At 64.3% G+C, this 26,628-nt stretch carries 23 protein-coding genes; 17 read left to right on the top strand and 6 right to left on the bottom strand.

The genetic code is table 11. The features are described from left to right. Nucleotides 1–20: 20 nt before the first annotated feature. The 4 genes from AC4BCN_RS09160 to AC4BCN_RS09145 form a co-directional block, all read right to left on the bottom strand. A complete protein-coding gene (locus AC4BCN_RS09160; RefSeq protein ID WP_490493119.1) occupies nucleotides 21–488 on the bottom strand; it encodes a hypothetical protein in 468 nt (155 codons plus the stop codon). Between the two features lie 139 nt (nucleotides 489–627). Further along, the gene (locus AC4BCN_RS09155) at nucleotides 628–3,849 is read right to left on the bottom strand and encodes an efflux RND transporter permease subunit (RefSeq protein WP_139090853.1); all 3,222 of its coding nucleotides are present in this window, start codon (nucleotides 3,847–3,849) and stop codon (nucleotides 628–630) included. A gap of 3 nt (nucleotides 3,850–3,852) precedes the next feature. Beyond that, nucleotides 3,853–5,025 (bottom strand): efflux RND transporter periplasmic adaptor subunit, encoded by a 1,173-nt coding sequence (locus AC4BCN_RS09150; RefSeq protein ID WP_128140100.1) that lies wholly within the window; start codon nucleotides 5,023–5,025, stop codon nucleotides 3,853–3,855. A 239-nt stretch (nucleotides 5,026–5,264) separates the two neighbouring features. Next, nucleotides 5,265–5,690, bottom strand: coding sequence for a divergent PAP2 family protein (locus AC4BCN_RS09145; protein ID WP_219330213.1), 426 nt, complete (start codon nucleotides 5,688–5,690; stop codon nucleotides 5,265–5,267). A 247-nt stretch (nucleotides 5,691–5,937) separates the two neighbouring features. Here AC4BCN_RS09145 and AC4BCN_RS09140 point away from each other — a divergent pair, with 247 nt between their 5' ends. The 11 genes from AC4BCN_RS09140 (at nucleotide 5,938) to AC4BCN_RS09090 (ending at nucleotide 16,540) form a co-directional block, all read left to right on the top strand. Next, a complete protein-coding gene (locus tag AC4BCN_RS09140) occupies nucleotides 5,938–7,020 on the top strand; it encodes a DUF475 domain-containing protein (RefSeq protein ID WP_490493118.1) in 1,083 nt (360 codons plus the stop codon). A gap of 101 nt (nucleotides 7,021–7,121) precedes the next feature. Further along, nucleotides 7,122–7,697: a TerD family protein gene (locus AC4BCN_RS09135; RefSeq protein WP_128140103.1), complete on the top strand. Its 576-nt coding sequence runs from the start codon at nucleotides 7,122–7,124 to the stop codon at nucleotides 7,695–7,697. 201 nt (nucleotides 7,698–7,898) lie between these two features. Beyond that, nucleotides 7,899–8,615 (top strand): TIGR00266 family protein, encoded by a 717-nt coding sequence (locus AC4BCN_RS09130; protein WP_034759265.1) that lies wholly within the window; start codon nucleotides 7,899–7,901, stop codon nucleotides 8,613–8,615. A 94-nt stretch (nucleotides 8,616–8,709) separates the two neighbouring features. Then, nucleotides 8,710–9,747, top strand: a complete 1,038-nt coding sequence (locus tag AC4BCN_RS09125; protein WP_490493117.1) for an ATP-grasp domain-containing protein — start codon at nucleotides 8,710–8,712, stop codon at nucleotides 9,745–9,747. Beyond that, nucleotides 9,744–10,901, top strand: coding sequence for a phosphoribosyltransferase domain-containing protein (locus tag AC4BCN_RS09120; protein WP_072456304.1), 1,158 nt, complete (start codon nucleotides 9,744–9,746; stop codon nucleotides 10,899–10,901). Before AC4BCN_RS09125 ends, AC4BCN_RS09120 begins: the two co-directional genes overlap by 4 nt. Then, nucleotides 10,879–11,631: an HAD family hydrolase gene (locus tag AC4BCN_RS09115; RefSeq protein ID WP_490493116.1), complete on the top strand. Its 753-nt coding sequence runs from the start codon at nucleotides 10,879–10,881 to the stop codon at nucleotides 11,629–11,631. Before AC4BCN_RS09120 ends, AC4BCN_RS09115 begins: the two co-directional genes overlap by 23 nt. Further along, on the top strand, nucleotides 11,628–12,734 hold the full coding sequence (locus AC4BCN_RS09110) for a cysteine protease StiP family protein (RefSeq protein ID WP_456148931.1): 1,107 nt from the start codon (nucleotides 11,628–11,630) through the stop codon (nucleotides 12,732–12,734). Before AC4BCN_RS09115 ends, AC4BCN_RS09110 begins: the two co-directional genes overlap by 4 nt. Continuing rightward, nucleotides 12,727–13,713 (top strand): HpcH/HpaI aldolase/citrate lyase family protein, encoded by a 987-nt coding sequence (locus tag AC4BCN_RS09105; RefSeq protein ID WP_128140107.1) that lies wholly within the window; start codon nucleotides 12,727–12,729, stop codon nucleotides 13,711–13,713. The genes AC4BCN_RS09110 and AC4BCN_RS09105 overlap by 8 nt, the downstream gene beginning before the upstream one ends. Further along, complete coding sequence (locus AC4BCN_RS09100; RefSeq protein WP_490493115.1) at nucleotides 13,710–14,954, top strand: TerD family protein; 1,245 nt, start codon at nucleotides 13,710–13,712, stop codon at nucleotides 14,952–14,954. Before AC4BCN_RS09105 ends, AC4BCN_RS09100 begins: the two co-directional genes overlap by 4 nt. 33 nt (nucleotides 14,955–14,987) lie before the next feature. Then, nucleotides 14,988–15,362, top strand: a complete 375-nt coding sequence (locus tag AC4BCN_RS09095) for a DUF8785 domain-containing protein (RefSeq protein ID WP_034759290.1) — start codon at nucleotides 14,988–14,990, stop codon at nucleotides 15,360–15,362. Nucleotides 15,363–15,586: 224 nt separating this feature from the next. Beyond that, nucleotides 15,587–16,540 (top strand): hypothetical protein, encoded by a 954-nt coding sequence (locus tag AC4BCN_RS09090; protein WP_128140109.1) that lies wholly within the window; start codon nucleotides 15,587–15,589, stop codon nucleotides 16,538–16,540. 10 nt (nucleotides 16,541–16,550) lie between these two features. On the opposite strand, the gene AC4BCN_RS09085 is transcribed toward AC4BCN_RS09090, so the two are convergent. Continuing rightward, nucleotides 16,551–18,986 (bottom strand): coiled-coil domain-containing protein, encoded by a 2,436-nt coding sequence (locus AC4BCN_RS09085; RefSeq protein ID WP_490493114.1) that lies wholly within the window; start codon nucleotides 18,984–18,986, stop codon nucleotides 16,551–16,553. Nucleotides 18,987–19,111: 125 nt separating this feature from the next. Next, the gene (locus AC4BCN_RS09080) at nucleotides 19,112–20,125 is read right to left on the bottom strand and encodes a serine/threonine protein kinase (RefSeq protein WP_490493113.1); all 1,014 of its coding nucleotides are present in this window, start codon (nucleotides 20,123–20,125) and stop codon (nucleotides 19,112–19,114) included. A gap of 103 nt (nucleotides 20,126–20,228) precedes the next feature. On the opposite strand from AC4BCN_RS09080, the gene AC4BCN_RS09075 reads away from it, so the two are divergent. The 6 genes from AC4BCN_RS09075 (at nucleotide 20,229) to AC4BCN_RS09050 (ending at nucleotide 26,623) form a co-directional block, all read left to right on the top strand. Then, on the top strand, nucleotides 20,229–20,927 hold the full coding sequence (locus tag AC4BCN_RS09075; protein WP_034759318.1) for a UPF0149 family protein: 699 nt from the start codon (nucleotides 20,229–20,231) through the stop codon (nucleotides 20,925–20,927). A gap of 77 nt (nucleotides 20,928–21,004) precedes the next feature. Then, on the top strand, nucleotides 21,005–21,940 hold the full coding sequence (locus tag AC4BCN_RS09070) for a LysR family transcriptional regulator (protein WP_072456293.1): 936 nt from the start codon (nucleotides 21,005–21,007) through the stop codon (nucleotides 21,938–21,940). 178 nt (nucleotides 21,941–22,118) lie between these two features. Continuing rightward, entirely contained in the window at nucleotides 22,119–23,645 is a 1,527-nt protein-coding gene (locus tag AC4BCN_RS09065) for an MFS transporter (RefSeq protein WP_490493112.1), read from the top strand. Nucleotides 23,646–23,673: 28 nt separating this feature from the next. Then, a complete protein-coding gene (locus AC4BCN_RS09060) occupies nucleotides 23,674–24,756 on the top strand; it encodes an HlyD family secretion protein (protein WP_490493111.1) in 1,083 nt (360 codons plus the stop codon). Further along, complete coding sequence (locus AC4BCN_RS09055; protein WP_490493110.1) at nucleotides 24,753–26,192, top strand: efflux transporter outer membrane subunit; 1,440 nt, start codon at nucleotides 24,753–24,755, stop codon at nucleotides 26,190–26,192. Before AC4BCN_RS09060 ends, AC4BCN_RS09055 begins: the two co-directional genes overlap by 4 nt. Then, nucleotides 26,189–26,623 (top strand): hypothetical protein, encoded by a 435-nt coding sequence (locus tag AC4BCN_RS09050; protein ID WP_490493109.1) that lies wholly within the window; start codon nucleotides 26,189–26,191, stop codon nucleotides 26,621–26,623. The genes AC4BCN_RS09055 and AC4BCN_RS09050 overlap by 4 nt, the downstream gene beginning before the upstream one ends. Nucleotides 26,624–26,628: the final 5 nt, after the last annotated feature.

The raw sequence follows: 26,628 nt of genomic DNA, 5'->3' as shown, positions 1-26,628 counted from the left end.
CCCCGCCTCCACAACGCCGCTCATTTGTAATTGTGGTGAACCTGCGTCCACCTGCCTACTCTAAATTTTGCAAACGATGCCAGCCTTGTTCCAGATGCGCGATCTGGCAAGGCATGCTTTTCCACGACAGCATTCCACTGAAAAGGAACAATCATGACGGCTCCACTCCTGACCACCAGCAAGCTCGTTCTCGGTAGCGCCATCGTCTGTGCGCTGCTGGGCGGATGCAACAAACGTAACGACACCGACACTGGCACCGGTGCCACCACCTCGCCGAACACGACGAACCCGGCAACCGCACCCGGCACCAGCGGAACAAGCGGGACCAGCGGCACATCGGGCACCACCACGCCGGATACCACGACACCCGGCACAACGCCGGGGACGACACCAGGCACAACCAACCCCGATGGCACGACCACGCCGCCAACCACGCCCCCCAACGGCACCACGCCGGGCACAGGAACCGGCACCGGAGGTACGGTCACTGGCACCGGCACTGGTACGGGCACAGGTACGGGTACCACCACGCCGCCGCGCAGCAGTTAAGCGCAGACAAAAAAAGAGCCTTCCGCAGAAGGCTCTTGCAATACCACGGCGTAGCGAAAGCTGCGCCTTGGCCCGGTATTACTTTTGCAGGCTGACCGATGTCGCTTTCGGCGTGCGGCGTCCCATCAGGAACAGCACGGCCTTCTTCAGCATGCGGTAGACGAAGCGCACCAGCAACAGGGTCAGCACGCACTCGAGCAGGGTCAAGATCATGGCCACTGCCACGGGCATGCGCGCGGCGCGGCGGTGGAACTTGGCCACGGCGCCATCGCGGGCGATCTCGATGCTGTCATAGAAGGTCGGCACAACCAGCAGGGTCAGAATCGTCGAGGTGATGGTGCCGCCGATGATGGCGATCGCCAATGGACGGTAGAACTCGCCGCCCTCGCCCAGGCCCAGCGCCACGGGGAACATGCCGGCGATCAGCGCAAACGTCGTCATCAGGATGGGGCGCAGGCGCATGCGGCCGGCATACATCAGCGCCTCTTCGCGGCCATGGCCCTCTTCCTCACGCTTGCGCGCCGCGTCGAGCAGCAGGATGGCGTTCTTGGCGACCAGACCCATCAGCATGATGATACCGATAAAACTCATCAGATTGAGGGTGTTGTTCGTGATCACCAGCGCCACCACCACGCCGATCAAACTGAGCGGCAAGGACATCATCACGGCCACCGGCGCCGTGAAGGAACCAAACTGCATCACCAGGATCAAATACATCAGGCCGATACCCATCACCAGCGCAATCAGCATTTCCGTGAACAGCTCTTGCTGGTCCTGTCCCGCGCCACCGAGCGCCAGGCCGTAGCCGGGCGGGAAGTCGATGGAGTTGGCCAGCTTCATGGCGTCGCTTGTCACTTCGCCGTTCGAGCGGCCTTGCGCATTTGCCGACACGGTAATCGTGCGCTTGCCATTCTTGTGCTCGATGCCGGATGGGCCCTTGCCCATGGTAATGGTGGCGATCTGGTCGAGCGGCACCATTTGCGACGTGCCCGTCACGCTGATCGGCAGGCGCTCGATATTTTCCGATGCCACGCGGTCGTCGGGATGCAGGCGCACGGCCACGTCGCGCGTTTCGCCCGTCGGATCGACCCAGTCGCCCACTTCCACACCGGCAAACGCCACGCGCAACGATTGCGCCGCGTCGTTGACGGAGATACCCATCGAGTTGGCCAGGCCACGGTTGAGCTCGATCTGCAGCTCGTTCTTCGGATCCTGCTCGGACAGGCCCACGTCGACGGCGCCAGGAATCGCGCGCAGCTTGTCCATGTAGGCATTCGTAATTTCCATCAGTTTGCGCGAATCCGGGCCCGTGAATTCCACCTGGATCGGTTTTTGCGAACCGTTGCTCAAGTCGTCCTGGACCACGTATTCGGCGCCCACAAGACGCGACATCTTCTCGCGCAGCTCGACCGCGATTTCCTTGGCCGAACGCTTGCGGGTGTTGCGCTTGCCGATGTCGACATAGACTCGTCCTCCGCCCGCATTGATGGAGCTGTTGGTATCCTTGGTTTCAGGCAAGGTGCGCGCCAATACGGCCGCCGCTTCCAGTTTCAGACGCGAATACTCGATGCTGCTCGACGATGGCGTGCGCACATTGATCATCAGGTTGCCCGAATCGGATGCCGGCAGGAAACTCGTGCCGCCATGCGTAGCGTGCAGGACAATGGCGCCCACCAGGCTGCCGAAGGCGATGACGGCCATCCAGCGGCGGTGATGCAGAGCCCAGGCGATCACGCGGCCGTAGCGGTCGGCCTGATGGTCGAACCAGTGGTTGAATTTATCGAGCACGCGGCCAATGCCTTTTTTCGGCGCCGAGTGTTCCTCGACCGGGTCGCCCCAGTAGGCCGACAGCATCGGGTCGAGCGTAAACGAGATGCCCAGGCTGACGAGCACCGAGCACGTCACCGTCAAGGCAAACGGACGGAACCATTCGCCGGAGATGCCGGGCATGAAGGCCACGGGAATGAAAACGGCGATGATGGAGAAGGTCGTGGCGGCCACGGCCATGCCGATCTCGGCCGTGCCTTCCAGCGCGGCCGTGCGGCGGTCCTTGCCCATCTGCATGTGGCGCACGATGTTTTCGCGCACGACGATGGCGTCATCGATCAGCACGCCGATGGCCAGCGACAGGCCCAGCAGGGTCATGAAGTTCAGGGTAAAGCCGCACAGCCACACGGCAATGAAGGCGGCAATCACGGACGTGGGCAAGCTCAGCGCCGTGATCAGGGTCGAACGCCAGGAGTTCAAAAAGGCGTAGACGACGAAAATCGTCAGCACGGCGCCCAGCACCAGCGATTCGATCACATTGTTCAAGCTATGCTGGGCGTTTTCACCGCCGTCGCGCGTCACTTGCAGCAAGGTGCCCTTCGGCAAGGTCTTGTTGATTTCCGCCACCATGTCGCGGATCTTGTTGGCCACGCTGACGGTGGACGCGTCGCGCACGCGGGTAATCGAAATGCCCACGTTGGGCTTGCCGCTGCGCATGCTCAGGCTGTTGACTTCGGCAAAGCCGTCTTCGATGGTGGCCACTTGTGCCAGGCGCACGATTTCCTCGCCACGGCGCTTGATCACGACTTTCTCGAAGTCGCTTGGCGACTCGATGCGGCCCACGAGGCGGATGCTTTTCTCGTCCAGAATACCGCGCACCTTGCCCACGGGGGCATTCGTGTTCTGGTTGCGCAAGGCGGTCACGACGTCGCTGACGGACACATTGTACTCACGCAATTTTTCCGCCCGCAGCAGCACGGACAGTTCGCGCTTGAGCGAACCGCCCACGTTGACCAGCGCCACGCCATCGACGGTGCGGAAGCGGTCCGACAGCACGTCCTCGGCCAGGCGCGAAATTTCCGCGTGGCTTTGCGAATTCGACGACAGCGCCAGTTGCATGATCGGTTCGGCGGCCGGGTCGATGCGCTGCAAGATAGGCTCGCGCATTTCCGTCGGCAACTTGTAGCGCACGGCGGCAATCGCATTGCGGATATTGTCGGACGCTTCGATCAGGTTGGTGTTGAAGGAAAACTTCAGGAAGATGCTGGCCGAACCTTCATTCGAATCGCTGTTGACTTCGGTCACGCCGGAAATGCTTTGCAGCGACTTTTCCAGGCGGTTCACCACTTCGCGCTCGACCGTGTCGGGCGAGGCGCCAGGGTAAGGAATGCTGACGACGATGAAGGGCACTTCGACGTCCGGGTTCTGATTGACGCGCAGCTTCTTGAGCGCCAGCAAGCCGACGCACATCATCGCCAGGATCAGCACGATGGTGGCCGTGGGCCGCTTGATACTGAAATCGGAAAGGAACATGGCTTAGTTTCCTTTACCGGCAACGGCGGCGCTGCTGCTGGCCACGGCAGCGGCGGGCACGGCCTTGGCTGCCGTCAATTCCACTTTCTGCCCATCCTTGAAGGTGGAACCGGGCGTGCGCAGCACGGTGTCGCCGCTGGCCAGGCCGCTTTGCACTTCCCACTGGCCCGTGCGCACGTCGCGCGCGCCGATGCGCAAGTTGACCTTATGCAAGGCCTTGTCCTTGACTTTCCACGTGTACGTCACGTCACCCGCCTTCACCAGGGCCGAATCGGGGATCATCAGCGCGCTGACGGTTTCCGTCTCGATGCGCCCTTCCGCATACAGGCCCGCCACACGCGGCTGTTCCTTGTCGTTGAAATCGACCAGCACGGCCACCTGGCGCGTGACGGCGTTGGCGGCAGGATCGACTCTGCGCACCTTGCCCGCGAAATCCTGCCCTGGATAGCCATTGATACGGAACAGCACGGGCTGGCCCACCTTGACGACGCCGATCTTGTCGGCCGACACCAAGCCTTCGAGGCGCATGCTGGTCGGATCGATGACCCGGATCAATTCCTTGCCGATTTGCGCCGTATCGCCATTCGATACCTTGCGCTCGCTCACGATGCCGTCAAACGGCGCACGCACGAGGGTGCGCTGCAACTGCTGGCGGGCCTGGGCGGCGCGGCTTTTCGCGGCGGACAGATCGCTTTGCGCATTGTTGCGGCGGATTTCCGCGTCTTCCAGCGCCTGCGTCGACGTCATGCCCGAGGCGCGCAAGGTTTTCATGCGCTGGAACATGCGTTCGGACTGTTCCAGCACCTGGCTCGAGGCGCGGCTCGCTTCTTCGGCCGAATTGAGGCTGTCACGGATGGCCGTTTCGTCCAGGCGCACGAGCACGTCGCCCCGTTTCACGGCTTCGCCGTTTTCCTTCAGCACCTGGATCACCACGGCCGACACTTCGGCGCGCAAGTCCGCGTTGCGCTCGGGCTGCACGGAACCGGTGATGACAGGTCCCGACGCCAGCGCATTGCTCTGGATGGTCAGCATGTCTTCCGGGGAGACCAGCAGATTGACGGCGGCGCCCGCCTGTTCCTTGCCATCCTTGCCGCCCTTGCCGGGATCTTTGGACTCTTTGCCGCAGGCGGCCAGGGCAGAAGCGATTGCCAGAACAAACAGGGTTTTGCGCAACATGGGTATTTCTCCGGATAGATAGCGCCACGACCGTCCCGGCGGCCCGGATAGGGCTGCAGGCGATAGCAAGCATTTATTTTTATTAAAACCACAAGCGCCAAAGTATCCATGAGCGCATCCGGGCATGTCAATCGGCGGTTTCCTGTAATGCTTTATTCAATGGATGAAACGTAGTTTTTACGCCCTGAAACGCAAAACCCCGCCTTAAAGCGGGGTTTTGCGTTTCAGGAGAAGCGAACTTAGCGGGCAAACACGGTGTTGATCAGGAAACCGATGGCCACGCCCGTGCACAAGCCGCCGGCGATTTCCACCAGGGTATGGCCCATGCGCTCGCGCAAGGTCTTGTGCGCAGGACTGGCAGCTTCGCCGGCCAGGCGGTTGATGGCGGCTGCCTGCTTGCCCACGTGCTGGCGCAGGCTGTTGGCGTCGATGATGACGATAAAGGCCAAGGTCACGGCCACGCCGAAGGCAGGATGGCCGATGCCTTCGCGCAAGGCGATCAGGGTCGCCATGCTGGAGACGACGGCGCTATGGTTGCTGGGAAAGCCGCCATTGCCGACCAGGCCGAACGCCCATTGCCGCGTGCGGACACTGTTGATCAGGAATTTGATCGGTCCGACCAGGATCCAGGTGATCAGGGGCGTGACGAGGTAAGCGATATCCACGGGGTATTCCTTCTTATATAGATGTAGAGTGTGTGTCTGGGGCTGCGGCAGCCAGACAGGCGCGCCGCAATTATCGCAGATCATCCGCGCCAGCAGAACTGTCCTTCGTCGGGTCATAAAAACGCCGCCGGGGGCGGCGATCATATAAAATCATGGCATATACAACAATTGACGTATATCAACACTGAGTGCGGCGCGCACAGCGGCGCGGATAATCAAACGTCTTCATACTTGCAACGGGGTCCTCATGCGGCATTTCAGAATTTCCTTTTTAGTCACTTTTATCCTGATGGCGGTGTCGGGCTGGTGGGGCTACAGCCATGGCGGCATGGCCGGCATGATCCAGGCGCTGTGGATCACGGGCGTGCTGGGCATCATGGAAGTGTCGCTGTCGTTCGACAATGCCGTGGTCAACGCCTCGGTCTTGCGCCACTGGAATGAATTCTGGCAAAAACTGTTTTTGACAGTCGGTATCCTCGTGGCCGTCTTCGGCATGCGGCTGCTGTTCCCGCTCGTCATCGTATCGGTGGCCACGGGCCTGGGCCTGGTCGACGTGTGGACCATGGCCACCACGACGCCGGACGTATACGCCAAGCACCTGACGGACAACCATGCGCAAGTGGCGGCCTTCGGCGGCGCTTTCCTGCTGCTGGTCTTCCTGAACTTCCTGTTTGACGACGAGAAAGAATTGCACTGGCTGGGCTGGGCCGAGGAAAAAGTCAACGCACTGGGCACCGAAAGCCTGGCCGTGCTGATCACCATGGGCGCCGTGGCCGCCTGCGTGGCGATGGGTCCCGTGGACGAAAAATACAGCGTGCTCGCTTCCGGCATCGTCGGCATCGCCGTCTACATCGGCGTGAACTGGATCAGCGGCTTGCTGGAAGAAGGCGAACCGGACTTGCAGGATGAGGAGGAAGAAGGCGCCGCGCCGGCCAAAAACGGCAATGGCGACCTGGTAAAAACGGTGGCGCGCGGCAGTATCGGCGGCTTCCTGTACTTGGAAGTGCTGGACGCCTCGTTCAGCTTTGACGGCGTGATCGGCGCGTTTGCCATCACCAACGACGTCGTCATCATCATGCTGGGCCTGGCCATCGGCGCCATGTTCGTGCGCTCGATGACGGTCTTCCTCGTGCACAAGGGTACCCTGGACGAATTCGTCTACCTCGAGCACGGCGCCCATTATGCGATCGGGATTCTCGCCTTGATCATGCTGGCGTCCGTCAAGTACCATATTCCGGAGTGGTTCACCGGCCTGTCGGGCGTGGCCTTCATCCTGGTCTCGCTGTGGTCATCGCTGCGTTATCGCAAACGGCACGCGGCAGAAGCTTGAAATCGGGGGCTCCGCCCCCAGTTGAAAGAGTAATGGCACGAGCGCCATGGCGCTCATCCCATGCAGGTCTGTTTGAGTTATTTATTAAAAAGGAGCACCACATGGCAATCAGTTTGCAAAAAGGCGGCAACGTCAACCTGAGCAAGGAAGCACCGAACCTGAAGAAGATCATCGTCGGCCTCGGCTGGGATCCTCGTTCGACGGACGGCGCCACCTTCGACCTTGACGGTAGCGCGTTCCTCCTGAAAAGCGACGGCAAAGTCCGTGGCGACTCTGACTTCATCTTCTACAACAACCTGAAGTCGACCGACGGTTCCGTCGTCCACACGGGCGACAACACCACGGGCGAAGGCGACGGCGACGATGAGCGCATCGAAATCGACCTGTCGCGCGTGCCGGCCGACATCGACCGCATCAGCGTCACCGTCACCATTCACGACGCCGACGCGCGCCGCCAGAACTTCGGCATGGTCTCGAAAGCCTTCATCCGCTGCCTGAACGCGGAAGGCGAAAAAGAAATCGCCCGCTACGACCTGTCCGAAGACAGCTCGACGGAAACGGCGATGATCTTTGGCGAAATCTACCGCTACAACGGCGAATGGAAGTTCAAGGCGATCGGCCAGGGCTTCAACGGCGGCCTGGGCCCCCTCGCACGCTCGTTCGGCGTCAACGCTTGATTCACGCTCGTTAAACCTACTGCGCCGCTCACTTTCGGGCCTGCGTTGCTCGCTACCTCGGCGGTCCCGTACCTCCGTACAGCTGCGCGACTTAACCCGAAATCGAGCTTGCTCGCTACGGTTTTCCGAGGTGAATTATCTTAATGTCATATCATTGCTGCCGCCTGCACAGTTCAGGCGGCTTTTTTTTGGAGATTTATCATGCCAGTATTTAGTGTCACGGGCGACGTCGATCCATTCCTGCACGTCAGCATGAAGCAGGGCGAAACCATCTATTGCGAATCCGATGCGATGGTGATGATGGAGACGGCGCTGGACTTGAAAGGCAAGATGACGGGCGGCTTGGGCAGCGCCATCATGCGCCGCTTCGCGAATGGCGAATCGTTCTTCCAGCAGCATATCGAAGCGGTGCGCGGCAGCGGCGACTGCCTGCTCTCGCCCACCCTGCCGGGCGCCATCGAAGTGGTCGACGTGGGCGCGCGCCAGTACCTGCTCAACGACGGAGCCTTTGTCGCCGCCACTTCGGGCACGGAAATGAAGGTGCGCACGCAAAGCATCGGCAACGCCTTGTTCGCCCAGTCGGGCGGCTTCTTCGTCATGGAGACGGCCGGCACGGGACAAGTGGTGGTGTCGGGCTTCGGCTCCATGTTCCAGCTCGACGTCGAGCCGGGCAAGGATGTCGTGATCGACAATTCCCACGTCGTCTGCTGGGACAGCAGCCTGAAATACGAGATTTCCGTGACCACGGGCGGCGGCGCGAGCGGCGGCGGCATCGGCGGCTTCCTCGGCAATATCGTCAACAGCGTGACCAGCGGCGAAGGCATCGTGCTGCGCTTTTCCGGCTCGGGCAAGGTGTTCATCTGCTCGCGCAACCGCGATGCGTTCCTGAAGTGGACGGCGTCGGGCAAAGCCGGCTGATTTCCTCCTTCTAAGGCCAGGTTAAGTCTGGTCGTTTAGAATCCCCGCGCGCGCACCTGCGCGCGGCTCCCCTATTTCCACCCGGTCCCCGTACATGCAAAGAGTCTGGTTCAACAAAACATTTTCCTCGGTCGGCACGGCCATGCGTCTGATCCGCGAGGCCGACATGGCCGCGACAAACGGCGCGCCCCGCTATCACATCGTGTGCAGCAATACGAACGCGCACGCTGCCGCCTTTCTGTCCGCCCACGAATACGCGGTCGAACCGTCGGGCCTCACGGGCCTCAATTATGTCGAGTGGTGCCTGGAATTTTGCCGCGAGCGGGGCATCACGATTTTCTGGCCCGGCAAGGAAGCGGGCCTGATCGGCAGCGCCAGCGCGCGCTTCGCCGCCATCGGCACGCGCGTGCTCAGCGTGGCCAGCGAAGAGACGCTGACCCTGATGCACGACAAGGCGCGCTTCTGCGACGGCCTCGATCTGCCGATGGCGCGCCCGGCCGACTATCGCGCCGTGACCACCATCGCCGAATACGACGCCGCCTACGCCGAGCTGCGGCCGCTGCATCGCAAACTGTGCATCAAGCCGTCCGAATCCGTGTATGCCCTGGGCTTTGCCATTCTCGATGAAGAGCGCACCAGCGCCCAGCTGCTGCTGGCCGGCGCCGCCTACCAGATCAATACACAGGAGCTGCGCAACGGCCTGGCGCAGATGGCATCGTTCAAGACCCTGCTGCTGATGGAATACCTCGATGGCCACGAATACAGCGCCGACTGCGTCGCCGACCAGGGCAAGCTCATTTGCGCCGTCCCGCGCAAGAAGCTGCATGGGGGCGGCAGCGGCCAGCTGATCGAACTGCGCGACGACCTGCTGGCGGCTTGCGAGAAACTGGCGCACGACTACCGCCTGAATGGCGTCTTCAACATCCAGTTCCGCGAAGGCGCGAATGGCCTGGCGCTGCTGGAGATCAACCCACGCATGTCGGGCGGCATCGGCATGGCTTGCGCGGCCGGCCCCAACCTGCCCTACCTGGCGCTGGCCGGTTTCGACCAGGGCTTTGACAAGCTCACCGTGCCCGCCGTCCAGGAAGGCATGCGCGTGGGCGAAGCCGCCTACGCCGTGGAGCTGCCATGAACATCGTCAAGCAGCAGATGCCCACGGGCGAGCTGACCTTGACAGTGGACGAGGCGCGCTTTCCGCTGGACTGGCTGATCGGCTTTGCCGCGCGCGCCAACGCCAAGCGCGGCTTCCTGTTCCTGTCCAAAGTGCTGGGCAAGCACTGGCCCGTCACTCCGCGCGCCATGCAAACCATCCACGACGACCTGGCCGCGCAGATTCCCCCCAGCCTGCCCGGTCCCGTCGTCTTCATCGCCATGGCGGAAACGGCCGTCGGCCTGGGCCAGGGCGTGTTCGAGGCATGGCTGCGCGCCAACCCGAATGGCAAAGCCCTGTTTTTGCACAGCTCGCGCTACCGCGTGGGCACGGTGCCCTTCTTCGAATTCGAGGAATCGCACAGCCACGCGCCGCGCCAGTTTTTGCATTTGTCGGACGCGGCCAGCGCCCTGTTTTCCACGGCGCGCAGCCTGGTGCTGATCGACGATGAAGCGTCGACCGGCAACACCTTCGCCAACCTGGTGCAAGTGTGCCGCGCGCGTTATCCGCAGCTGGAAAAGCTGCACCTGGGCGTGATCACCAATTTCATGGGCCAGGCCGCCAACGCGGGCTTGAGCGAGCGTTTCGGCCTGCCCACCAGCATCGGCGCGGCGCTCTCCGGCCAGTATGCATTCCAGGCCGGCGACGCGCCGGCTCCCGTGGCGGCCAGCGCACAGCGCTTCGAGGCGAATGCGGAACGGGGCGCCAGCCCCGCGTTCGGCCGCATCGGCGTGGGCCGCGCCCTGGCGCCGCCGCAAGGCCTGGCCGTGCAGCTGGCGCAGGAAATCGGCGCCGGCGATTCGGTGCTCGTACTGGGTACGGGCGAATTCATGCACCCGTCGTTTTTGCTGGCGCGCGAACTCGAAGCGCTGGGCAAGAACGTCGTGGTGCAGTCGACCACGCGCTCGCCGATTTTGTCGTGGGGTTCCGTCGGCCACATCGTCAACTGCGACGACAATTACGGCGAAGGCATCGCCAACTACCTGTACAACGTGGCGCCTGGCCAGTACCAGCACGTTTTCATCTGCCATGAAACCCCGGCCAGCCCGGCCCTCATGCAACTCGCCGGCCAGTTGAACGGCCGCCTGTTCCACTTTCAGTCAGAGACCAAAATTGAAGAAATTCCTGTTTGTTGATCTGGACGACACACTGTTCCAGACCCCTAAAAAATGCCCGGGCGAGACCGACCTGCAAGCGGCCGCCTATTTGAAAAATGGCGACGCCTGCTCGTTTACGACGGCGCGCCAGCGCGCCTTCTTTGAATTCGCGCAAAGCGGCATGACCCTGATTCCCGCCACTGCCAGAAATGGCGACGCCTTCCGCCGGGTCAACCTGCCGTTTACCAGCTACAGCGTGCTCGATTACGGCGGCATCGTGCTGCAGCCTGGCGGCGCGCTCGACTCTGGCTGGCTGGCCCTGATGCAGGACGACATGCAGACGGCCCTGCCCGGCCTTCGGGACGCCATGCGCATGATCGACGATTTCCAGGTCAAGACGGGCATGCCTTCGCGCGCGCGCCTGATCGAAGACTACAACACGCCGTTCTACATCGTCGTCAAGGACCATGAAGCGCGCGGCGAACGCCTGGCCGACATCGAAGAACAGGTGCTGCAGCAGTGGATAGCCACCGAAGGTTCCGACTACTTCATTCACCGCAACGGCAACAACCTGGCCGTGCTGCCGAAGACCTTGAACAAGGCGCGCGCCGTCGCCTACCTGCGCGCGGAACTGGAAGCCGAACATGGCCCCATCGTCAGCTTCGGCATGGGCGACAGCCGTTCGGACGCCCGCTTCATGGCGGCCTGCGACTACGCCATCATCCCCAACGGCACCCAGCTGGCGGCACTCACGGTGGCGGCGCTATGACCGGCGGCACGCAGCATTTCAGCGGCAGCTACCGCCAGGAAGACGTGGAGTTCCTGCTCACGCCGATGGCGCTCGAACCGATACGCGACCTGGCCGAAAAAGAGCGTTTGATCCAGTCCGGCCAGCGCCACTACAGCGAAATGCTGTCGCCAGAGTCCTTGCCTTCGCCCGCCTACCTGGCCCTGTTCCAGAGTGCGTTTGCGGCCAACCGCCTGCAGATGGCGCGCGACTGCCTGCGCCTGGCCGCGCTGATCGCGGCGCGCCGCACGGGTTCCATCACGCTGGTGTCGCTGGCGCGCGCCGGCACGCCCGTGGGCGTCATCCTGGGTCACTTGCTGCGCCAGGTATTCCAGCGCGAATGCAGCCATTATTCCGTCTCCATCATCCGCGACCGCGGCATCGACGCGAACGCCCTGCAGCACATCCTGGCGCAGGGCCATGCGGCCGACTCCCTCGTCTTCGTCGACGGCTGGACGGGCAAGGGCGTGATTTCGCGCGAACTGCGCCAGACGGTCAACGACTTCAATGCGGCGCATGGCACGGCGATCGACGGCGGCCTGTTCGTGCTGTCCGACCTGGCCGGCACGGCCGCCTGCGCCGCCTCGGCCAGCGACTACCTGATCCCATCGAGCATTCTGAATGCCACCGTCTCGGGGCTGGTGAGCCGCTCCGTGCTCAACGAAGCCATCGGCCCGGACGACTTCCACGGCTGCGTGTACTACGCGCAGTTCGAGCAGCACGACCAGTCGCGCGCTTTCGCCGACGGCCTGGTGGCCGACGCCGTGGCCATTGCCGCCAGCAGCGGCGTGCCGCTGGCCGAAGCGAGCGATGCGCCAGCAATGGCGGCCCGCTCGCAAGCCTACATGGCTGCCACGCAGCAGGAATACGGCATCAGCGACATCAACCTGATCAAGCCGGGCATCGGCGAAGCGACGCGCGTGCTGCTGCGCCGCGTGCCCGAGCGCCTGATCGTGCGCGACACGAATGCGCCGGACGTGGCACATTTGCTGCTTCTGGCGCAGGAAAAAGCCATACCCGTCACAGTAGAACCGGCGCTGCCTTACCAGGCGGTTGCCCTTATCAGGAGCGCAGTCGATGGATAACAACTCCCTACACCCACAAAGCGAGCATAAAGCGGCGCTCGGCGCCTCCATGTATGTGCCGACCACGCACAAGGATTTGCTGGCGATCGCCAATGGCGACAAATTCAGCCATTTGCGCTCGGTGATCCTTTGCACCGAAGACGCCATTGCGGAACGCGACCTCAGTTACGCGCTGTTCAACCTGTCGCTGGCGCTGCAAAACATGTGCGACGACTCGGATACCTTGCGCTTCGTGCGCGTGCGCAATCTCGACGTGCTGGCGCGCGTGCTGGCCATGCCCGGTGCCGACAAATTGAGCGGCTTCGTGCTGCCGAAATCCACGCGCAGCAATTTCAACGCGTATTTCGAGCTGGTGCGCCACACGCACCATCTGCTGATGCCGACCCTGGAAACGGCGGAAGTATTCGACGACGAGGAAATGAAGCAGTTCCGCATCATCCTGTCCGCGCCGGAAGTGCGGCGCCGCATCCTGGCCCTGCGCATCGGCGGCAACGATCTGCTGGCCCTGCTGGGATTGCGCCGCCCCACCAGCGGTACCATCTACCAGACGCCGCTGGGCCAGGTCATCGGCCGCCTGGTGACGATCTTCAAACCGCACGGCTTCCAGCTGACGGCGCCCGTCTTCGAGCACCTGTCGCAGGGCAGCTGGCTCGACGCGGAAGTGGCGCAGGACATGGCGCACGGCATGATCGCCAAGACGGCCATCCACCCGGACCAGGTGCCGCAGATCGAACGCCACTACCAGGTGGCGCAGTCGGACATCGAACTGGCGCTGCGCATCATCGACCCGGACAGCCCGGCCGTGTTCCGCATGCAGGAATCGATGTGCGAGGTGGCGACCCATTCCAGCTGGGCGCTGCGCATCATCGAGCAGGCGCGCCTGTTCGGCATCCGCCATGCGGCCGATGGCGCCGCCGCGCACCATCCGACTACCTCATTGACTCAACTCTCAAGCGACGAAGGGATTGCACGACCATGACCAATTTCACACGCGGACAAAAAGGCAAACTGGCTGACCTGGGCTTGAATGGCCCGTTTGCCGTCACGCTCGATATCGTTTCGGGTTCGATGGAAGTGGACGTCAGCTGCTTCGGCGTCGATGCGGCCGGCAAGCTGTCGGACGACCGCTACATGGTGTTCTACAACCAGAAAAGCGCGCCCGACAATGCCGTCACGGTGGAACTGAATGGTCCCCGCTCCACCTTCCAGGTCGACCTTGCCCGCCTGCCCGCGTCGATCGACAAGCTGGTGTTTACTGCGGCGACGGAACAGGGCAGCATGCGCGCGCTGGGCAACTCCAGCATGGCGCTGGGCCAGGCGGCCACGTTCGCCTTCACGGGCAATGACTTCCAGGACGAGAAAGCCGTGATCATCGGCGAACTGTATCGCCGCGACGGCAGCTGGCGCTTCGGCGCCGTGGGCCAGGGTTTCGCGGGCGGCCTGGCGGCGCTGCTGAAGCACTTCGGCGGCAGCGAAGCGGGGGCGTCCTCCCCGGCGCCAGCACCGGCTTCCGTGCCTGCGCCAGCAGCTCCGCCTGCGGCGAATAAAATCTCGCTGTCGAAAATCCGTCTGGAAAAGCGCGGCGACAAGATCTCGCTCGACAAGCGCGACAGCGGCGGCTATGGCCGCATCAAGGTCAACCTGAACTGGAACCAGAATGCGTCGCAAGGCCAGGCGCCCGCATCGAAACTGGACACGGGCTTCCTCGGCAAGCTGTTCAACAAGCCGGCCGGCCGCTCGGGCGGCATCGACCTCGATATCGGCTGCCTGTTCGAAATGAGCAATGGCAGCAAAAGCGCCGTGCAGGCACTGGGCAACAGCTGGGGCGCCTACGACCGTCCGCCGTACATCCACCTGGAAGGCGACGACCGCACGGGCAGCATCAGCAGCGGCGAAAACATCTTCATCAACGGCACCCATTTCGACCAGATCAAGCGCGTGCTCGTCTACGCCTTCATCTATGAAGGCGTGCCGAACTGGGCCGCCACCGATGGCGTCGTGACGATCGAGATTCCCGGCCAGCCCACGGTGGAAGTGCGCCTCGACAGCGACAGCCAGCACGCCATGTGCGCCATCGCCATGCTGGAAAACCACGGCGGCAACCTGCAGGTGACAAAATTGGTGGAATACTTCGGCGGCCAAGGTAAAATCACGGCGCACCAGGCCATGGACGAAAGATATAACTTTGGCTTGAACTGGAAAGCCGGACGGAAAGACTGAGTGTACGTACAATTTAACGATAAAAGTCCTAACATGACCCCTACGACCAAAAAAGTCACCTTCGCCTTTGCCATCTTCCTCGTGGCCGGCTTCCTGCTGCTGGCAGCCTACACGTGGATGGCCCTCAGCTTCTCGTACTCGGAAGGCGAACGGGCGGGCTACCTGCAAAAGTTCTCCAAGCGGGGCTGGATCTGCAAGACATGGGAGGGTGAGTTGCTGCTGACGGCGCTGCCGGGCACCATCCCGGAAAAATTCCAGTTCAGCGTGCGCGATGAAGATGTGGCGAAGCAGTTGACGGCGGCCGCCGGCAAGCGCATCCTCGTCACCTACAGCCAGCACAAGGGCGTGCCCACGCAATGCTTCGGCGAGACGGAATATTTTGCCGATAAAGTCGTATTGAGCCAGTAACACCGCAATGTCGCAGCATCGCGCCGGCCCCCCCTGCCAGTACCGCCCCTCTCTCCCGCCTCATCGCTGACGCGCCTCACGCATTCTGACTTTCTTATACACTTGTGATGAGTTCTGGCTGAAACAGTTTACAAATGTAGTCAATGTGCAAGATGCTTGCGCAATCGCATGATGCGCCGCCAGACGACCGTTAGCGTGTATTCACCTCTGTCACTGGAAACGTCATGCGCCTACCATACACCGTCCTGGCCCTGCTGGCCGCCGCCCTCCCCCTGTCCACCCAGGCACAGGATATCTCCGGCATGGCAGGTTCCCTGAAAGTCAACTCGACCAATGAACGCACCTTTGTCGGCGCCATCAGCTACACGCAGCCGGTGGGCAATTACAATGCGGTGAGCCTGTCGTATATCAACGAAGGGCATCCGGAAAACCATCACCGCGACGGCATGGCGGGCCAGGTCTGGCTGCGCACGAAAAACGTGGACCAGGGACTGATGCTGGGCGCCGGCATCGGCCGCTATTTTTTCTTCGACACGGCCAAGACGGACGAAGCGCCGCACAATTTCGACAATGACCACGGCTGGGGTTCCATCGCCAGCCTGCAGGCGCGCTGGCAATTCGACAACCGCTGGTATGCCTTGGCCCAGGTCAACCGCATCCGCCCCAGCGGCAAGGACACCACCACGCACCTGCTGATCGGCGCCGGCTACCGCTATGACGGCGTGCCGGGCGCCAAGCTGCACTTGCAGAACTGGGCGTACGACGACACCTTGACCTTGTCAACAGGCCACACCATCGTCAACAGCTTCCGCTCCGAATCCTCGCGCCCGTTCACCCTGGAATACCGGCGCGCGGCGGGAAAATACGTGGACTGGAGCGCCACCCTCATCGACGAAGGCAGCACGGTGCTGGCGCACCGGCGCGGCGCGGCCGCCCAGCTGTGGCTGATCCGCTCGCTCAATGAAAAGGTGGAATTCGGCATGGGCGCGGGGCCCTACGTGGCCTGGGACGGCCGCGACACCCAGGGCCACGATACGCGCCTGACAGGCTTGCTGTCAGCCGTGGCCCGCTACCATGTCAACCGCCACTGGCTGGCGCAAGTGGCGTGGAACCGGGTGGTAACAGATTACCACCGCGATGCCGATGTGCTGCTGGTGGGCGTGGGCAGGAAGTTTTAAACGTTCGAGCCTAGCGCGAACGCCACACGGCGCCGGCGTCGTTCGGCTGCGTCAATCTCTCGATCACTTCACGCGTCAAACTGGCCGAGCTCACCTGTTCGGCTTTCGCGCGGGCGGCGGTCAGGGAGCTGGAAAATGCGCTTTGCGGCTGCTCCAGGCTGGCGCGCAGGGCGGCCAGTTCGCGCTCTTGCTGCTGCGCGCGCTCCATTTCCCGTTCCAGCAATTGCTGCTTGGCGGCCGCCATCGCGCGCGTCGTCTCGGCCGCCTTGCGCTGCAGGGCCGCATGGGCCTGGGCGCTGGCCAGCAAGGCTTGCTGCGCGTCGAGTTTCTCGCTGGCGGCCTGCTGTGCCGCCAATTCCAGCTGCTCGCGCTGGCGCATGGCGTCGAGCGCCTGCTGTTCCATCGCAGCGCGCGTTTCGGCGGCTGCCGTGGCCTGCTTTTCCGCTTCCAGGCGGCCGGCGATGGCTTGCGAGGCGCGCTCTTCTGCGCTGCTGGTCTGGCGCTGCTGCACCAGTTTTTGCGCGATCAGGGCCAGCGACTCGCGTTCGGCCGCGACAAAATCGCGCTCGGACGCCAGCAGCGCATCGGCCGCTTGCGCCTTGTCTTCTTCCACGCGGGCGCGCTCGCTATGCACCTGGCCCAGCTCCACGGCCAGGCGCGCCTGTGCCTGCACGGCTAACGCTGCGGCGGCCTTTTTTTCGCCTTCGACCAGGGCCTGGTCCATCAGGATGCGGATGGCGTCCGCTTCCTTTTGCGCCGCTTCCCGCAAAGCCTGTTCGGCCGCGTGCTGGCCGCGCAGCAGCTCCGCTTGCGCGCCTTCTGCGGCGATGCGTTCCTGCGCCGCGTTGAACGCCAGCGCTTCGGCCTCCAGTTTTTCTTTCAGGGCGGCGATGGCGGCTTGTTCAGCGGCCAGGCGCTCCTGCTCCGCCTGCAGCAGCTGCTCTGCCTGACGGGCTTTTTCCTGCGCCAGTTGCGACGCTTGTTCCTGCGCGGCCAATGTCGCCTTGCCGGCATCGACTTCGGCCTGCTCGGCTTCATTCTGGCTGGCGACCAGTTCCGACGCCTGGCGCGCCAGTTCGGCGCGCTCCTGCGCCAGGCTGGCGGCGCGCTGCTGCTCTTCCAGTTCGCGCTCGGCTGCCACGGCGGCTGCCTGTTCGGCCGCTTCGCGTGCCTTGGTTTCTTCGAGGGCCGCCGTTTCCGCTTCCAGCTTGGCGTGGCCGGCGATTTCCGCATCCTGTTCGGCCGTCACGCGGGCCAGCGCCACGGCGCGCAGCTGGCGGTCCACCTCGATGCGCGCCTCGGTGGCGGCAAGGATGCGCACGTCGGCATCGCGGCGCGCCTGCGCGCTGGCCACGGCGACCATTTCCAGGCGCTCGCGGTGGATGGCCGCGTCGCGCAATTCCTTTTCCGTCTGCAGGCGCAAACGCAGCGACTGCGCCGCATGGCGTTCCGATTCCGCCTGCGCCAAGGCGATGGCTTCGCGCTCCTGTTCCAGGTGCGCCAACGCGCGCGCTTCTTCCAGGGCGCGCACTTCGGCGGCGGCGCGGTTGAAGGCCGATTCCAGTGCGATCTGGTCGGCGCGCTCGCGCTGCACCGTCAAGTCCAGCGCTTCGCTTTCCGCTTCGGCCAGCATCTGCGCCGTCTGGCGCGCGCCGTGCGCATGGCGCTCGCGTTCGCGCGCCAGCACTGCCACTCGTGCATCGGCCGAGGCGATGCCCACCATTTCTTCCTTGGCCGCCTGCACGGCGGCGACGCGCTCGACGGCCTGCAGGCGCGCCTGCTCCGTCTGCACTTGCAATTCTTCGGCGGCGCGGGCGGCCTGCTCGGCCAGTTCCGACTGCACGGCCACCTGCTCGCTGGCGCGCAAGCGGCTTTCCTGTTCGGCGCGCGCACGCTGTTCGGCGGCCAGGCGGATTTCATTGTCGGACTCCACGCGGGCGCGCAGTTCGGCCGTCTCCTGCTTGACGGCTTCCAGACGGGCCACGCTCGCTTGCGCCGCGGCGCGCATGGTATCGAGACGTTCGCGGTTGGCGGCAATCGCTTCCTCGGCGGCCTGCGCATTTTGCTGGGCGGCGGCGGCGGCGGCCGCGTCGATGGCGGCGCGGTCCTCGGCCAGCGAGCGCACGCGCGCCTCGGCCAGCGCGCGGCTTTCGGCGGCGCAGGTAGCTTTCGCTTCCGCTTCCACGCGGGCAATCGCCTCGTGGATGGCTTTCAATTCCATTTTCTGGCGTTCGACGGCGGGCGCCTTGGTATCGGCTTCGGCTGCCGGTTCAGCTTGCGGTTCGGCTTGCGGTTCGGACGCGATGGCGGCAGCCGGCACTTCCGCCTTGCGCTCCAGGTCCTTGAAATCATGCAGCGAGACGATGCTGTCCTGGTCGAACTCGTCGTCGGCGGAATACGCAACGGTGAGGGAGGCGGCCTGGCGCTGATTTTGCTGTGCTTGCATGATTTCTCGCTTGTTCGGGTGAATTCCGTTGCTTATGGGAATTTATTAACACCATTATCGAGCAGGCATGCACAAATCAGCGCGGCAAGAAGAGGGGCGTTTACCGCCCTTTTCGGGCGTTTAGGTCAAACAGGCCACAATGGCGCTTCGTCCATCAACGCCACCTGCTCCCTGAGTTCCAATATCCGGTCCTGCCAATACCGCTGCGTGTTAAACCACGGGAAGGCGACGGGGAAGGCGGGGTCGTCCCAGCGGCGCGCCAGCCAGGCCGAATAATGGATCAGGCGCAGGGTGCGCAGCGCTTCGACCAGGTACAGCTGGCGCGGGTCGAAATCGCAAAAATCCTCGTAGCCGGCCAGGATGTCGCTCATCTGGCGCACCATGTCGCCGCGCTCGCCCGACAGCATCATCCACAGGTCCTGGATGGCCGGTCCCATGCGGCTGTCGTCGAAATCGACGAAATGGGGGCCGGCGTCTGTCCACAGCACGTTGCCGCCATGGCAGTCGCCGTGCGTGCGCAGCATGGCCACGTCGCCCGCGCGGTCATAGCAGCGCTTGACGCCGTCGAGCGCCTGCTGCGCCACGCTGGAATAGGCGGCCAGCAGTTCGGGCGGCAGGAAATTACCTTCCAATAGAAACTCGCGCGGTTCGACGCCAAACGTCTGGTGGTCGAGCGCCGGCCGTTCCTTGTAGGTCGACAGCGCGCCGACGGCGTGGATGCGGCCGATGAAGCGCCCTATCCATTCCAGAGTGGCCGGGTCGTCCAGCTCGGGCGCGCGGCCGCCGTGGCGGGGGAAGACGGCAAAACGGAAGCCCTGGTACTGGTGCAGGGTGCTGCCATTGATGTCCAGCGCCGGCACCACCTGGATTTCGCGCTCGACCAGCTCCGACACGAACGCGTGTTCTTCCAGGATGGCCGTATCGCTCCAGCGCGCGGGACGGTAAAACTTGGCCACCAGCGGCGCGCTGTCTTCGATGCCGACCTGGTAGACGCGGTTTTCATAGCTGTTCAAGGCCAGCAGACGGCCATCGCCGCGCAGTCCCACGCTGTCGAGGGCATCGAGCACGCAATCGGGGCTCAGGGCGGAAAAGGGATGGACGGGCCGGTCGTCCTCGTGCGGCTGGTTTTCATTGTGCATAAGCGACATTGTAAGGCGCGCGCGGGCCGCAGGTGCAAACACTTCGGCGGCAAGCCGCAGCAAGGCGTATACTGGCGCCTTACATTCAATCAAAGAGCAAGCCATGCAACTCGAACAGCCATTATCAGAAAAAGAATTTGACGAATTAGACCAATTCCTGTTGTCGGACCGGTGCTCCGAAGACGCGATGACCATGGATATGCTGCACGGCTATCTGACGGCCGTGGCCATCGGTCCGGAACCGATCATGCCGGCCGAGTGGTTGCCGCGCGTGTGGGGCGAAGATGTCAACGACGCGCCGAAATTCAAGAACAGCAAGGAAGAAGAACGCATCGTCAACCTGATCATGCGCTTCATGAACGAAGTGCTGGTGACGTTCGAAGTGGCGCCGAAGGAGTTCGAAGCCCTGTTCGTCGAACACGACTACGAAGGCCAGACCCTGATCGACGCCGAAGCCTGGTGCTGGGGCTTCTGGGACGGCATGGAACTGCGTCCAGGCTCGTGGAATGAAATCTGGGATTCCGAAGTGGCCGAGCTGATGCAGCCGATCTACCTGCTGGGCGCCGACGAAATCAAGGAAGAAGAGCTGAAACTGGTGGAAGACCCGGTCAAGGCGCACAAGCTGGCGCAGGAACTGGAAGCGAACCTGCCGGCCATCCACCGTTTCTGGGTCCCGCGCCGCAAGGCACCGGTGCAAACCATGAAACGCGAAGAGCCGAAAGTGGGCCGCAACGACGACTGCCCTTGCGGCAGCGGCAAGAAGTTCAAGAAATGCTGCGGCGCCGAGCCGGCAGCCGAGTAATCGCGCAGTAGCATCCCTGTTGCGCCGGCGTCCTGCCGGCGCAGCGCCGACGCTGGCCCCCGGGCTATAATCGGCGCATGAAACTTCCCGACCTGAACCTGCTCGTCGCCCTCGACATCCTGCTCGAGGAAGGCAGCGCCGTGGCCGCCGCGCGGCGCATGAACTTGAGCGCGCCGGCCATGAGCCGCACCCTGGCGCGCATCCGCGACGCCATCGGCGACCCCGTCTTCGTGCGCTCCGGGCGCGGCCTGGCGCCCACCCCGCGCGCGCTGGAATTGCGCGAGCAGGTGCGCGGCGTGGTGGAGCAGGCGCACGCCATCTTCACGTCGGGCCGCGAAGTGGACTTGCGCACCCTGGAACGCACGTTCAGCCTGTGCGCCAACGACGTGTTTGTCGGCGCCTACGGCGGCAAGCTGCGCGACCTCCTGGCCGTGCACGCGCCGCACACGGTGCTGCGCTTCGTGCCCGAAGGCGATGGGGCCACGGAAAACGACGCCCTGCACGCGGGCCGCATCGACCTGTACATCAGCGCGCGGCGCGCCTTTGCGCCCGACATCAAGCTGCAGCAGCTGTTTAGCAGCGGCTTTGTCGGCATCGCCCGCAGCGACCACCCGATCTTCGACGGCCCCATCAACCTCGACAGTTTTACCGAATACGAACATATCAGCGTCTCGCGGCGCGGCCTGGCGCGCGGCCCGTTCGACACGGCACTGGCCGAGCGGGGCTACACGCGCCGGGTTTCGCTGATCAGCCCCAACTTCCAGTCCGCCATCTTCGCCGTGGCCGATTCGCGCCTGCTGCTGCCCTTGATGCCCACACCGCTGCTGGCCATCGTCGAGCGCCTGGGCCTGAAGCTGCGCACGTTCGAACTGCCCATCCCCGTCGACAGCGTGGAAGTCTTCCAGGCCTGGCACCCGCGCCTCGACCACGACCACGCGCACCGCTGGCTACGCCGGATGATCAAGGAGCTGTGCACGGGGTCAGACCCTTGCGGGTCTGACCCCAGCATTTGATTGGGGTTGATCTGAACTCACACGCCAAACCCAACGACAAAGACCGGGGTCAGACCCACAGGGTCCGACCCCACCCATCATTGCGCCAGACGCAATTCACACTTCCTTAATTATCAATTTTCACAAGATTAACGGCTACCTATACTGCGTGGACTAATCCTCATCCACGGAGTTCCCTGTGTCCGCTGTACCCCTTCCCGGCGCCGCCCCTGCGGCCGCGCCGCCGCCCGCACCTCCCGCCTTCGGCCTGCGCCTGGCCACGGGCCTGACCGGCGTGCTGCTGGCCGTGCTGGTGGCCGGCCTGAATGAAAACATCACCAAGATCGCGCTGGCCGACATCCGCGGCGCCATGGGCATCGCGCGCGACGACGCCAGCTGGCTCGTGGCCCTGTATGCGGCCGCCTCGGTGTCGGCCATGGCGTTCGCGCCGTGGTGTTCCGTCACCTTTTCGCTGCGCCGCCTGACGGCCGCCGCCATCATCGTCTGCATGGCCGCGGGCCTGCTATGCCCGTTTGCGCCGAACCTGTCCGTGCTGATGTTCCTGCGCGTGGTGCAGGGCGCGGCCGGCGGCGCCCTGCCGCCCATGCTGATGACGGTGGCGCTGCGCTTCCTGCCGCCCAACATCAAGCTGTATGGCCTGGGCGGCTATGCGCTGAGCGCCACTTTCGGTCCCAGCCTGGGCACGCCGCTGGCCGCCTTCTGGACCGAGTACCTGGGCTGGCAATGGGCGTTCTGGCAAGTCGTCCCGGGCAGCATCGTCGCCCTGCTGATGGTGTCCTGGGGCTTGCCGCAAGACCCGCTGCGCCTCGAACGTTTCCGCCAGTTCGACTGGCGCGGCCTGCTGCTTGGCCTGCCCGCCATCAGCATGCTGGTGGTCGGCATGCTGCAGGGCGAGCGCCTGAACTGGTTCGCATCGCCCCTGATCTGCGTGCTGCTGGGCGGCGGCGCCGTGCTGCTGGTGCTGTTCTTCATCAACGAGTGGTCGCATCCACTGCCGTTTTTCAAGCTGCAGCTGCTGTCGCGGCGCAATCTCAGCCACGCCCTGCTGACCCTGGGCGGCGTGCTGTTCGTGCTGCTGGCCGTGATCCTGATCCCCTCGTCCTACCTGGCGCAGGTGCACGCCTACCGCCCGCTGCAAACGGCGCCCGTGATGCTGATGGTGGCGCTGCCGCAGCTGGTCGCCCTGCCGCTGGTGGCCGCCCTGTGCAATCTGCGCGCCGTCGACTGCCGCTGGGTGCTGGCCATCGGCCTGGGCATGCTGGCCGTCTCTTGCGTGCTGGGCGCGCGCATGTCTCCCGACTGGATACGCACGCATTTCTACCTGCTGCAATCCGTGCAGATCTTTGCGCAACCGATGGCCGTGATTCCCTTGCTGCTGCTCGCTACCACGGGTCTGGCGCCGCAGGATGGCCCATTCGCCTCGGCCTGGTTCAACACCATCAAGGGCATGTCGGCCGTCGTCGCCACCGGCGTGCTCGATGCGCTGATCACGCGCCGCAACCATTTTCATTCAACGGTGCTCAGCGAACGCCTGGGCAATCTGCCGGGCGCCGTCGATGTGCCAGGGCTGGCACAGCGCATGCATGCGCAAGTCGTCACCCTGACCTCGTCCGACCTGTACCTCTGCGTGGCCGCCATCGCGCTGGCCATGATTGTGATCATCCCCATCCTGCCGACGCGCGTCTATCCGCCGCGCGCCGCTTGAATTTTCATTTTTACGAAAGAGCATCCCCATGCAAAAACCCATACTGCGCTCGCGCGCTTTCCTCCTCGGCCTGGCCCTGCTGGCCTGCGCCCTCGCCTTTTGCGCCTGGCAACTGCTGTTATCCCGCAGCGAAGAACAAGGCACCGACGACGCCTTCGTCAGCGCCGACTACACCGTGCTTTCTCCCAAGGTGGGCGGCATCGTGCGGGAAGTGCTGGTGGAAGACAACCAGGCTGTCAAGGCGGGTCAGCTGCTGGCCCGCATCGACGACCGCGATTATCAGGCCGCCGCCGCCTCGGCACGCGCCGAAGTAGCGGGCGCCGAGGCGCAGCTGGACTATGCCCGCGCCACCTTGCAGCGCCAGCAATCTGTGATCGAACAAGCCGGCACCCTGGTCGAGGCCAACCAGGCGGAAGACAAACTGGCGCAGCAGGAACTGGCCCGGTCAACGCACCTGGCCGGCCAGGGCGCCGGCAGCGTGCAAAACGCCCAGCAGGCGCAATCGCGCTTCGACGTGAGCCGCGCGCGCCTGGCGCAAAACCGCGCCGCCCTCGTCGCCACCCGCAAGCAGACGGACATTTTGCAAGCGCAGCAAGGCGCGGCCGAAGCGGCCCTGCTGCGCGCCAGCGCCAGCCTGCAACGGGCTGAACTGGATCTGTCGCATACGCAGCTGCGCGCCCCCATCGACGGCATCGTGGGACGCCGCGCCGTGCGCGTCGGCGCCCTGGTCGCTCCCGGCGCCAGCCTGATGGCCGTGGTGCCCCTGAACCGCAGCTTCGTCGTCGCCAACCTGCAGGAAACCCAGCTCACGCACGTGCGCCAGGGCCAGCGCGCCAGCATCGCCGTCGACGCCTATCCGGGCGTGCTCCTGCACGGCACCGTGCACAGCATCGCGCCGGCCACGGGCGTGACGTTTGCCGCCATCGCGCCGGAAAACGCCACCGGCAACTTCACCAAGGTGGTGCAGCGCATCCCCGTGCGGATCGCGCTCGACCCGGAGCAGGATGGCGACCGGGACCGGGGCACTCGCCTGCGCGTGGGCATGTCGGCCGAAGTGCGCATCGATACGGCCGCGCGCCGTCAACAGCTGCAACAGGTGAGCGCGCGATGAAAGCACTGATCTTGATCACGGCCCTGGGCCTGGCCGGCTGCGGCAGCGTCGGCACCGACTTCCAGCGTCCGCCCCATGACCTGGGTCAGCAATGGCGTCAGGCGGAAGATGCCCGATTCGCGGCGGCACAGGATGGCGCCATCGAGCAGCACTGGTGGGACAGCTTTGGCGACGCGACCTTGTCGTCCCTGCTGCGGCGCGCCGCCGGCGCCAACCTCGACGTACTGGCGGCCACCAGCCGGCTCGAACAGAGCCGCGCCGCGCGCGGCGTCATCGGCGCCGCGCAAGGCCCGTCCCTGGGCGCGAATGGCGGCTACAGCCGCGCGCGCAACAGCGAACAAGGCTTGAGCGACCCGTCACGCAACAACGGCCAATCCGCCTACAGCCTGTGGCAAGGCAACCTCGATGCGGCCTGGGAGCTGGACCTGTGGGGCCGCGTGCGGCGCGAAGTGGAAGCGGCAAACGCGCGCGTCGACGTGGCGATGGAGACACAGCGCGGCGTGCTGCTGGCCGTGCTGGCCGAAACGGCGCGCGACTACATCGAGCTGCGCGGCGCGCAGCAAACCCTGGCCATTACGCAGCAGCTGCTCGACATCGCCCGCCATACACTGGAGCTGACCCGCATCCGCCTGCGCGAAGGCGCGGCGACGCAGCTCGACGAGGCCGAGGCGGCGGCCCACGTGGCCACCATCGAAGCGCGTTTGCCGCCGCTGCAGCAGCGCGAAGCGCGCCTGGGCAATGCCCTCGCCCTCTTGCTGGCGTTGCCACCGCAAGCTTTGCAGGCGGAGCTGGCGGCGGTCAAGGACATTCCCGCCGTGGCCATGCAAGTGCAGCTGGGCTTGCCCAGCAGCCTGGCCGAACGGCGTCCCGACATCCGCCGCGCCGAAGCGCAGCTGCACGCGGCCACGGCCGCCATCGGCGTGGCGCAAGGCGATTTTTATCCGCGCATCACGCTCTCGGGCAGCGTCGGCCTGCAAGCGATGCAGCTGTCCGATATCGGCTGGGATGCCAAGCGCTTTGCCTTCGGTCCCGGCTTCAGCGTGCCCCTGTTCGATGGCGGCCGCCTGCGCGGCAAGCTGCAATTGCGCGAAGCGCAGCAGCAGGAAGCGGCCATCGCCTACCGGCAGACGGTACTGGCCGCCTGGCACGAGGTGGAAGACGCCTTGTCCGGCTACCAGGCCAACGCCCGCCGCCAGGCCAGCCTCGATGAAGCCGTCAAACAGGGACGGCGCGCGCTGGACAGCGCGGAACTGCAGTACCGCCAGGGCGGCACGGACCTGATCAACGTGCTGCACGTGCAAAACACCCTATTGAACAACGAAGCGGCGCTGGTCGACAGCCGCGCCACCGCGTCGCTGTCGCTGGTCCAGGTCTACAAGGCGCTGGGCGGCGGCTGGCAAGCCTTTTCAAGCACCCCGCAAGAAAGTACCCAATGAAACCGAACCCCGCACATTTTTCCATCCACGACGTCAGCGACTTTCCCATCGTGCGCTTTCGCCCTGAAACGGCCGTCGCCGGCTATGCCCCGCTGTGGGAAAACGACATGGATGCGCTGCTGCGCCATGGCGAACCGTTCGTCATGCTGTTCGAAGAAGAACGCAGCGACGAAGCGCAGGTCGACCGCAAGCGGCGCGGCCTGTGGCTCAAGCACAACAAGGTGGCGCTGGCCGCCATTTGCCGCGGCCTGGTGTCCATCGAGGCGGATGCGGAACGGCGCGCGCGCCTGCAGGCGATGGCGGCCGGCGCCATGAAAGCGTTCGGCATCGTGCAAGAGGTGGCGGCCACGCGCGAACAGGCCGACGCCCTGATGGTGTGGCTGCTGGGCAGCGGCCAGATGGCGCGGCCGCGCGCGGCGGACGTCTGGTAAATGGG

This window comes from Janthinobacterium sp. Bl 1 (genome assembly GCF_058215535.1).
The sequence above is the reverse complement of the archived record's forward strand: the minus strand, read 5'-3'. Positions and strand labels throughout refer to the sequence as shown.

What these genes read in the sequence shown, in the direction of transcription:
- AC4BCN_RS09075 (WP_034759318.1), top strand. Translation starts at nt 20,229, where the DNA reads ATGCAACTCGAACAGCCATTATCAGAAAAAGAATTTGACGAATTAGAC.
- AC4BCN_RS09050 (WP_490493109.1), top strand. Translation starts at nt 26,189, where the DNA reads ATGAAACCGAACCCCGCACATTTTTCCATCCACGACGTCAGCGACTTT.
- AC4BCN_RS09155 (WP_139090853.1), bottom strand. Translation starts at nt 3,849, where the DNA reads ATGTTCCTTTCCGATTTCAGTATCAAGCGGCCCACGGCCACCATCGTG.
- AC4BCN_RS09070 (WP_072456293.1), top strand. Translation starts at nt 21,005, where the DNA reads ATGAAACTTCCCGACCTGAACCTGCTCGTCGCCCTCGACATCCTGCTC.
- AC4BCN_RS09120 (WP_072456304.1), top strand. Translation starts at nt 9,744, where the DNA reads ATGAACATCGTCAAGCAGCAGATGCCCACGGGCGAGCTGACCTTGACA.
- AC4BCN_RS09135 (WP_128140103.1), top strand. Translation starts at nt 7,122, where the DNA reads ATGGCAATCAGTTTGCAAAAAGGCGGCAACGTCAACCTGAGCAAGGAA.
- AC4BCN_RS09100 (WP_490493115.1), top strand. Translation starts at nt 13,710, where the DNA reads ATGACCAATTTCACACGCGGACAAAAAGGCAAACTGGCTGACCTGGGC.
- AC4BCN_RS09090 (WP_128140109.1), top strand. Translation starts at nt 15,587, where the DNA reads ATGCGCCTACCATACACCGTCCTGGCCCTGCTGGCCGCCGCCCTCCCC.
- AC4BCN_RS09125 (WP_490493117.1), top strand. Translation starts at nt 8,710, where the DNA reads ATGCAAAGAGTCTGGTTCAACAAAACATTTTCCTCGGTCGGCACGGCC.
- AC4BCN_RS09140 (WP_490493118.1), top strand. Translation starts at nt 5,938, where the DNA reads ATGCGGCATTTCAGAATTTCCTTTTTAGTCACTTTTATCCTGATGGCG.
- AC4BCN_RS09060 (WP_490493111.1), top strand. Translation starts at nt 23,674, where the DNA reads ATGCAAAAACCCATACTGCGCTCGCGCGCTTTCCTCCTCGGCCTGGCC.
- AC4BCN_RS09110 (WP_456148931.1), top strand. Translation starts at nt 11,628, where the DNA reads ATGACCGGCGGCACGCAGCATTTCAGCGGCAGCTACCGCCAGGAAGAC.
- AC4BCN_RS09130 (WP_034759265.1), top strand. Translation starts at nt 7,899, where the DNA reads ATGCCAGTATTTAGTGTCACGGGCGACGTCGATCCATTCCTGCACGTC.
- AC4BCN_RS09055 (WP_490493110.1), top strand. Translation starts at nt 24,753, where the DNA reads ATGAAAGCACTGATCTTGATCACGGCCCTGGGCCTGGCCGGCTGCGGC.
- AC4BCN_RS09095 (WP_034759290.1), top strand. Translation starts at nt 14,988, where the DNA reads ATGACCCCTACGACCAAAAAAGTCACCTTCGCCTTTGCCATCTTCCTC.
- AC4BCN_RS09085 (WP_490493114.1), bottom strand. Translation starts at nt 18,986, where the DNA reads ATGCAAGCACAGCAAAATCAGCGCCAGGCCGCCTCCCTCACCGTTGCG.
- AC4BCN_RS09150 (WP_128140100.1), bottom strand. Translation starts at nt 5,025, where the DNA reads ATGTTGCGCAAAACCCTGTTTGTTCTGGCAATCGCTTCTGCCCTGGCC.
- AC4BCN_RS09080 (WP_490493113.1), bottom strand. Translation starts at nt 20,125, where the DNA reads ATGCACAATGAAAACCAGCCGCACGAGGACGACCGGCCCGTCCATCCC.
- AC4BCN_RS09105 (WP_128140107.1), top strand. Translation starts at nt 12,727, where the DNA reads ATGGATAACAACTCCCTACACCCACAAAGCGAGCATAAAGCGGCGCTC.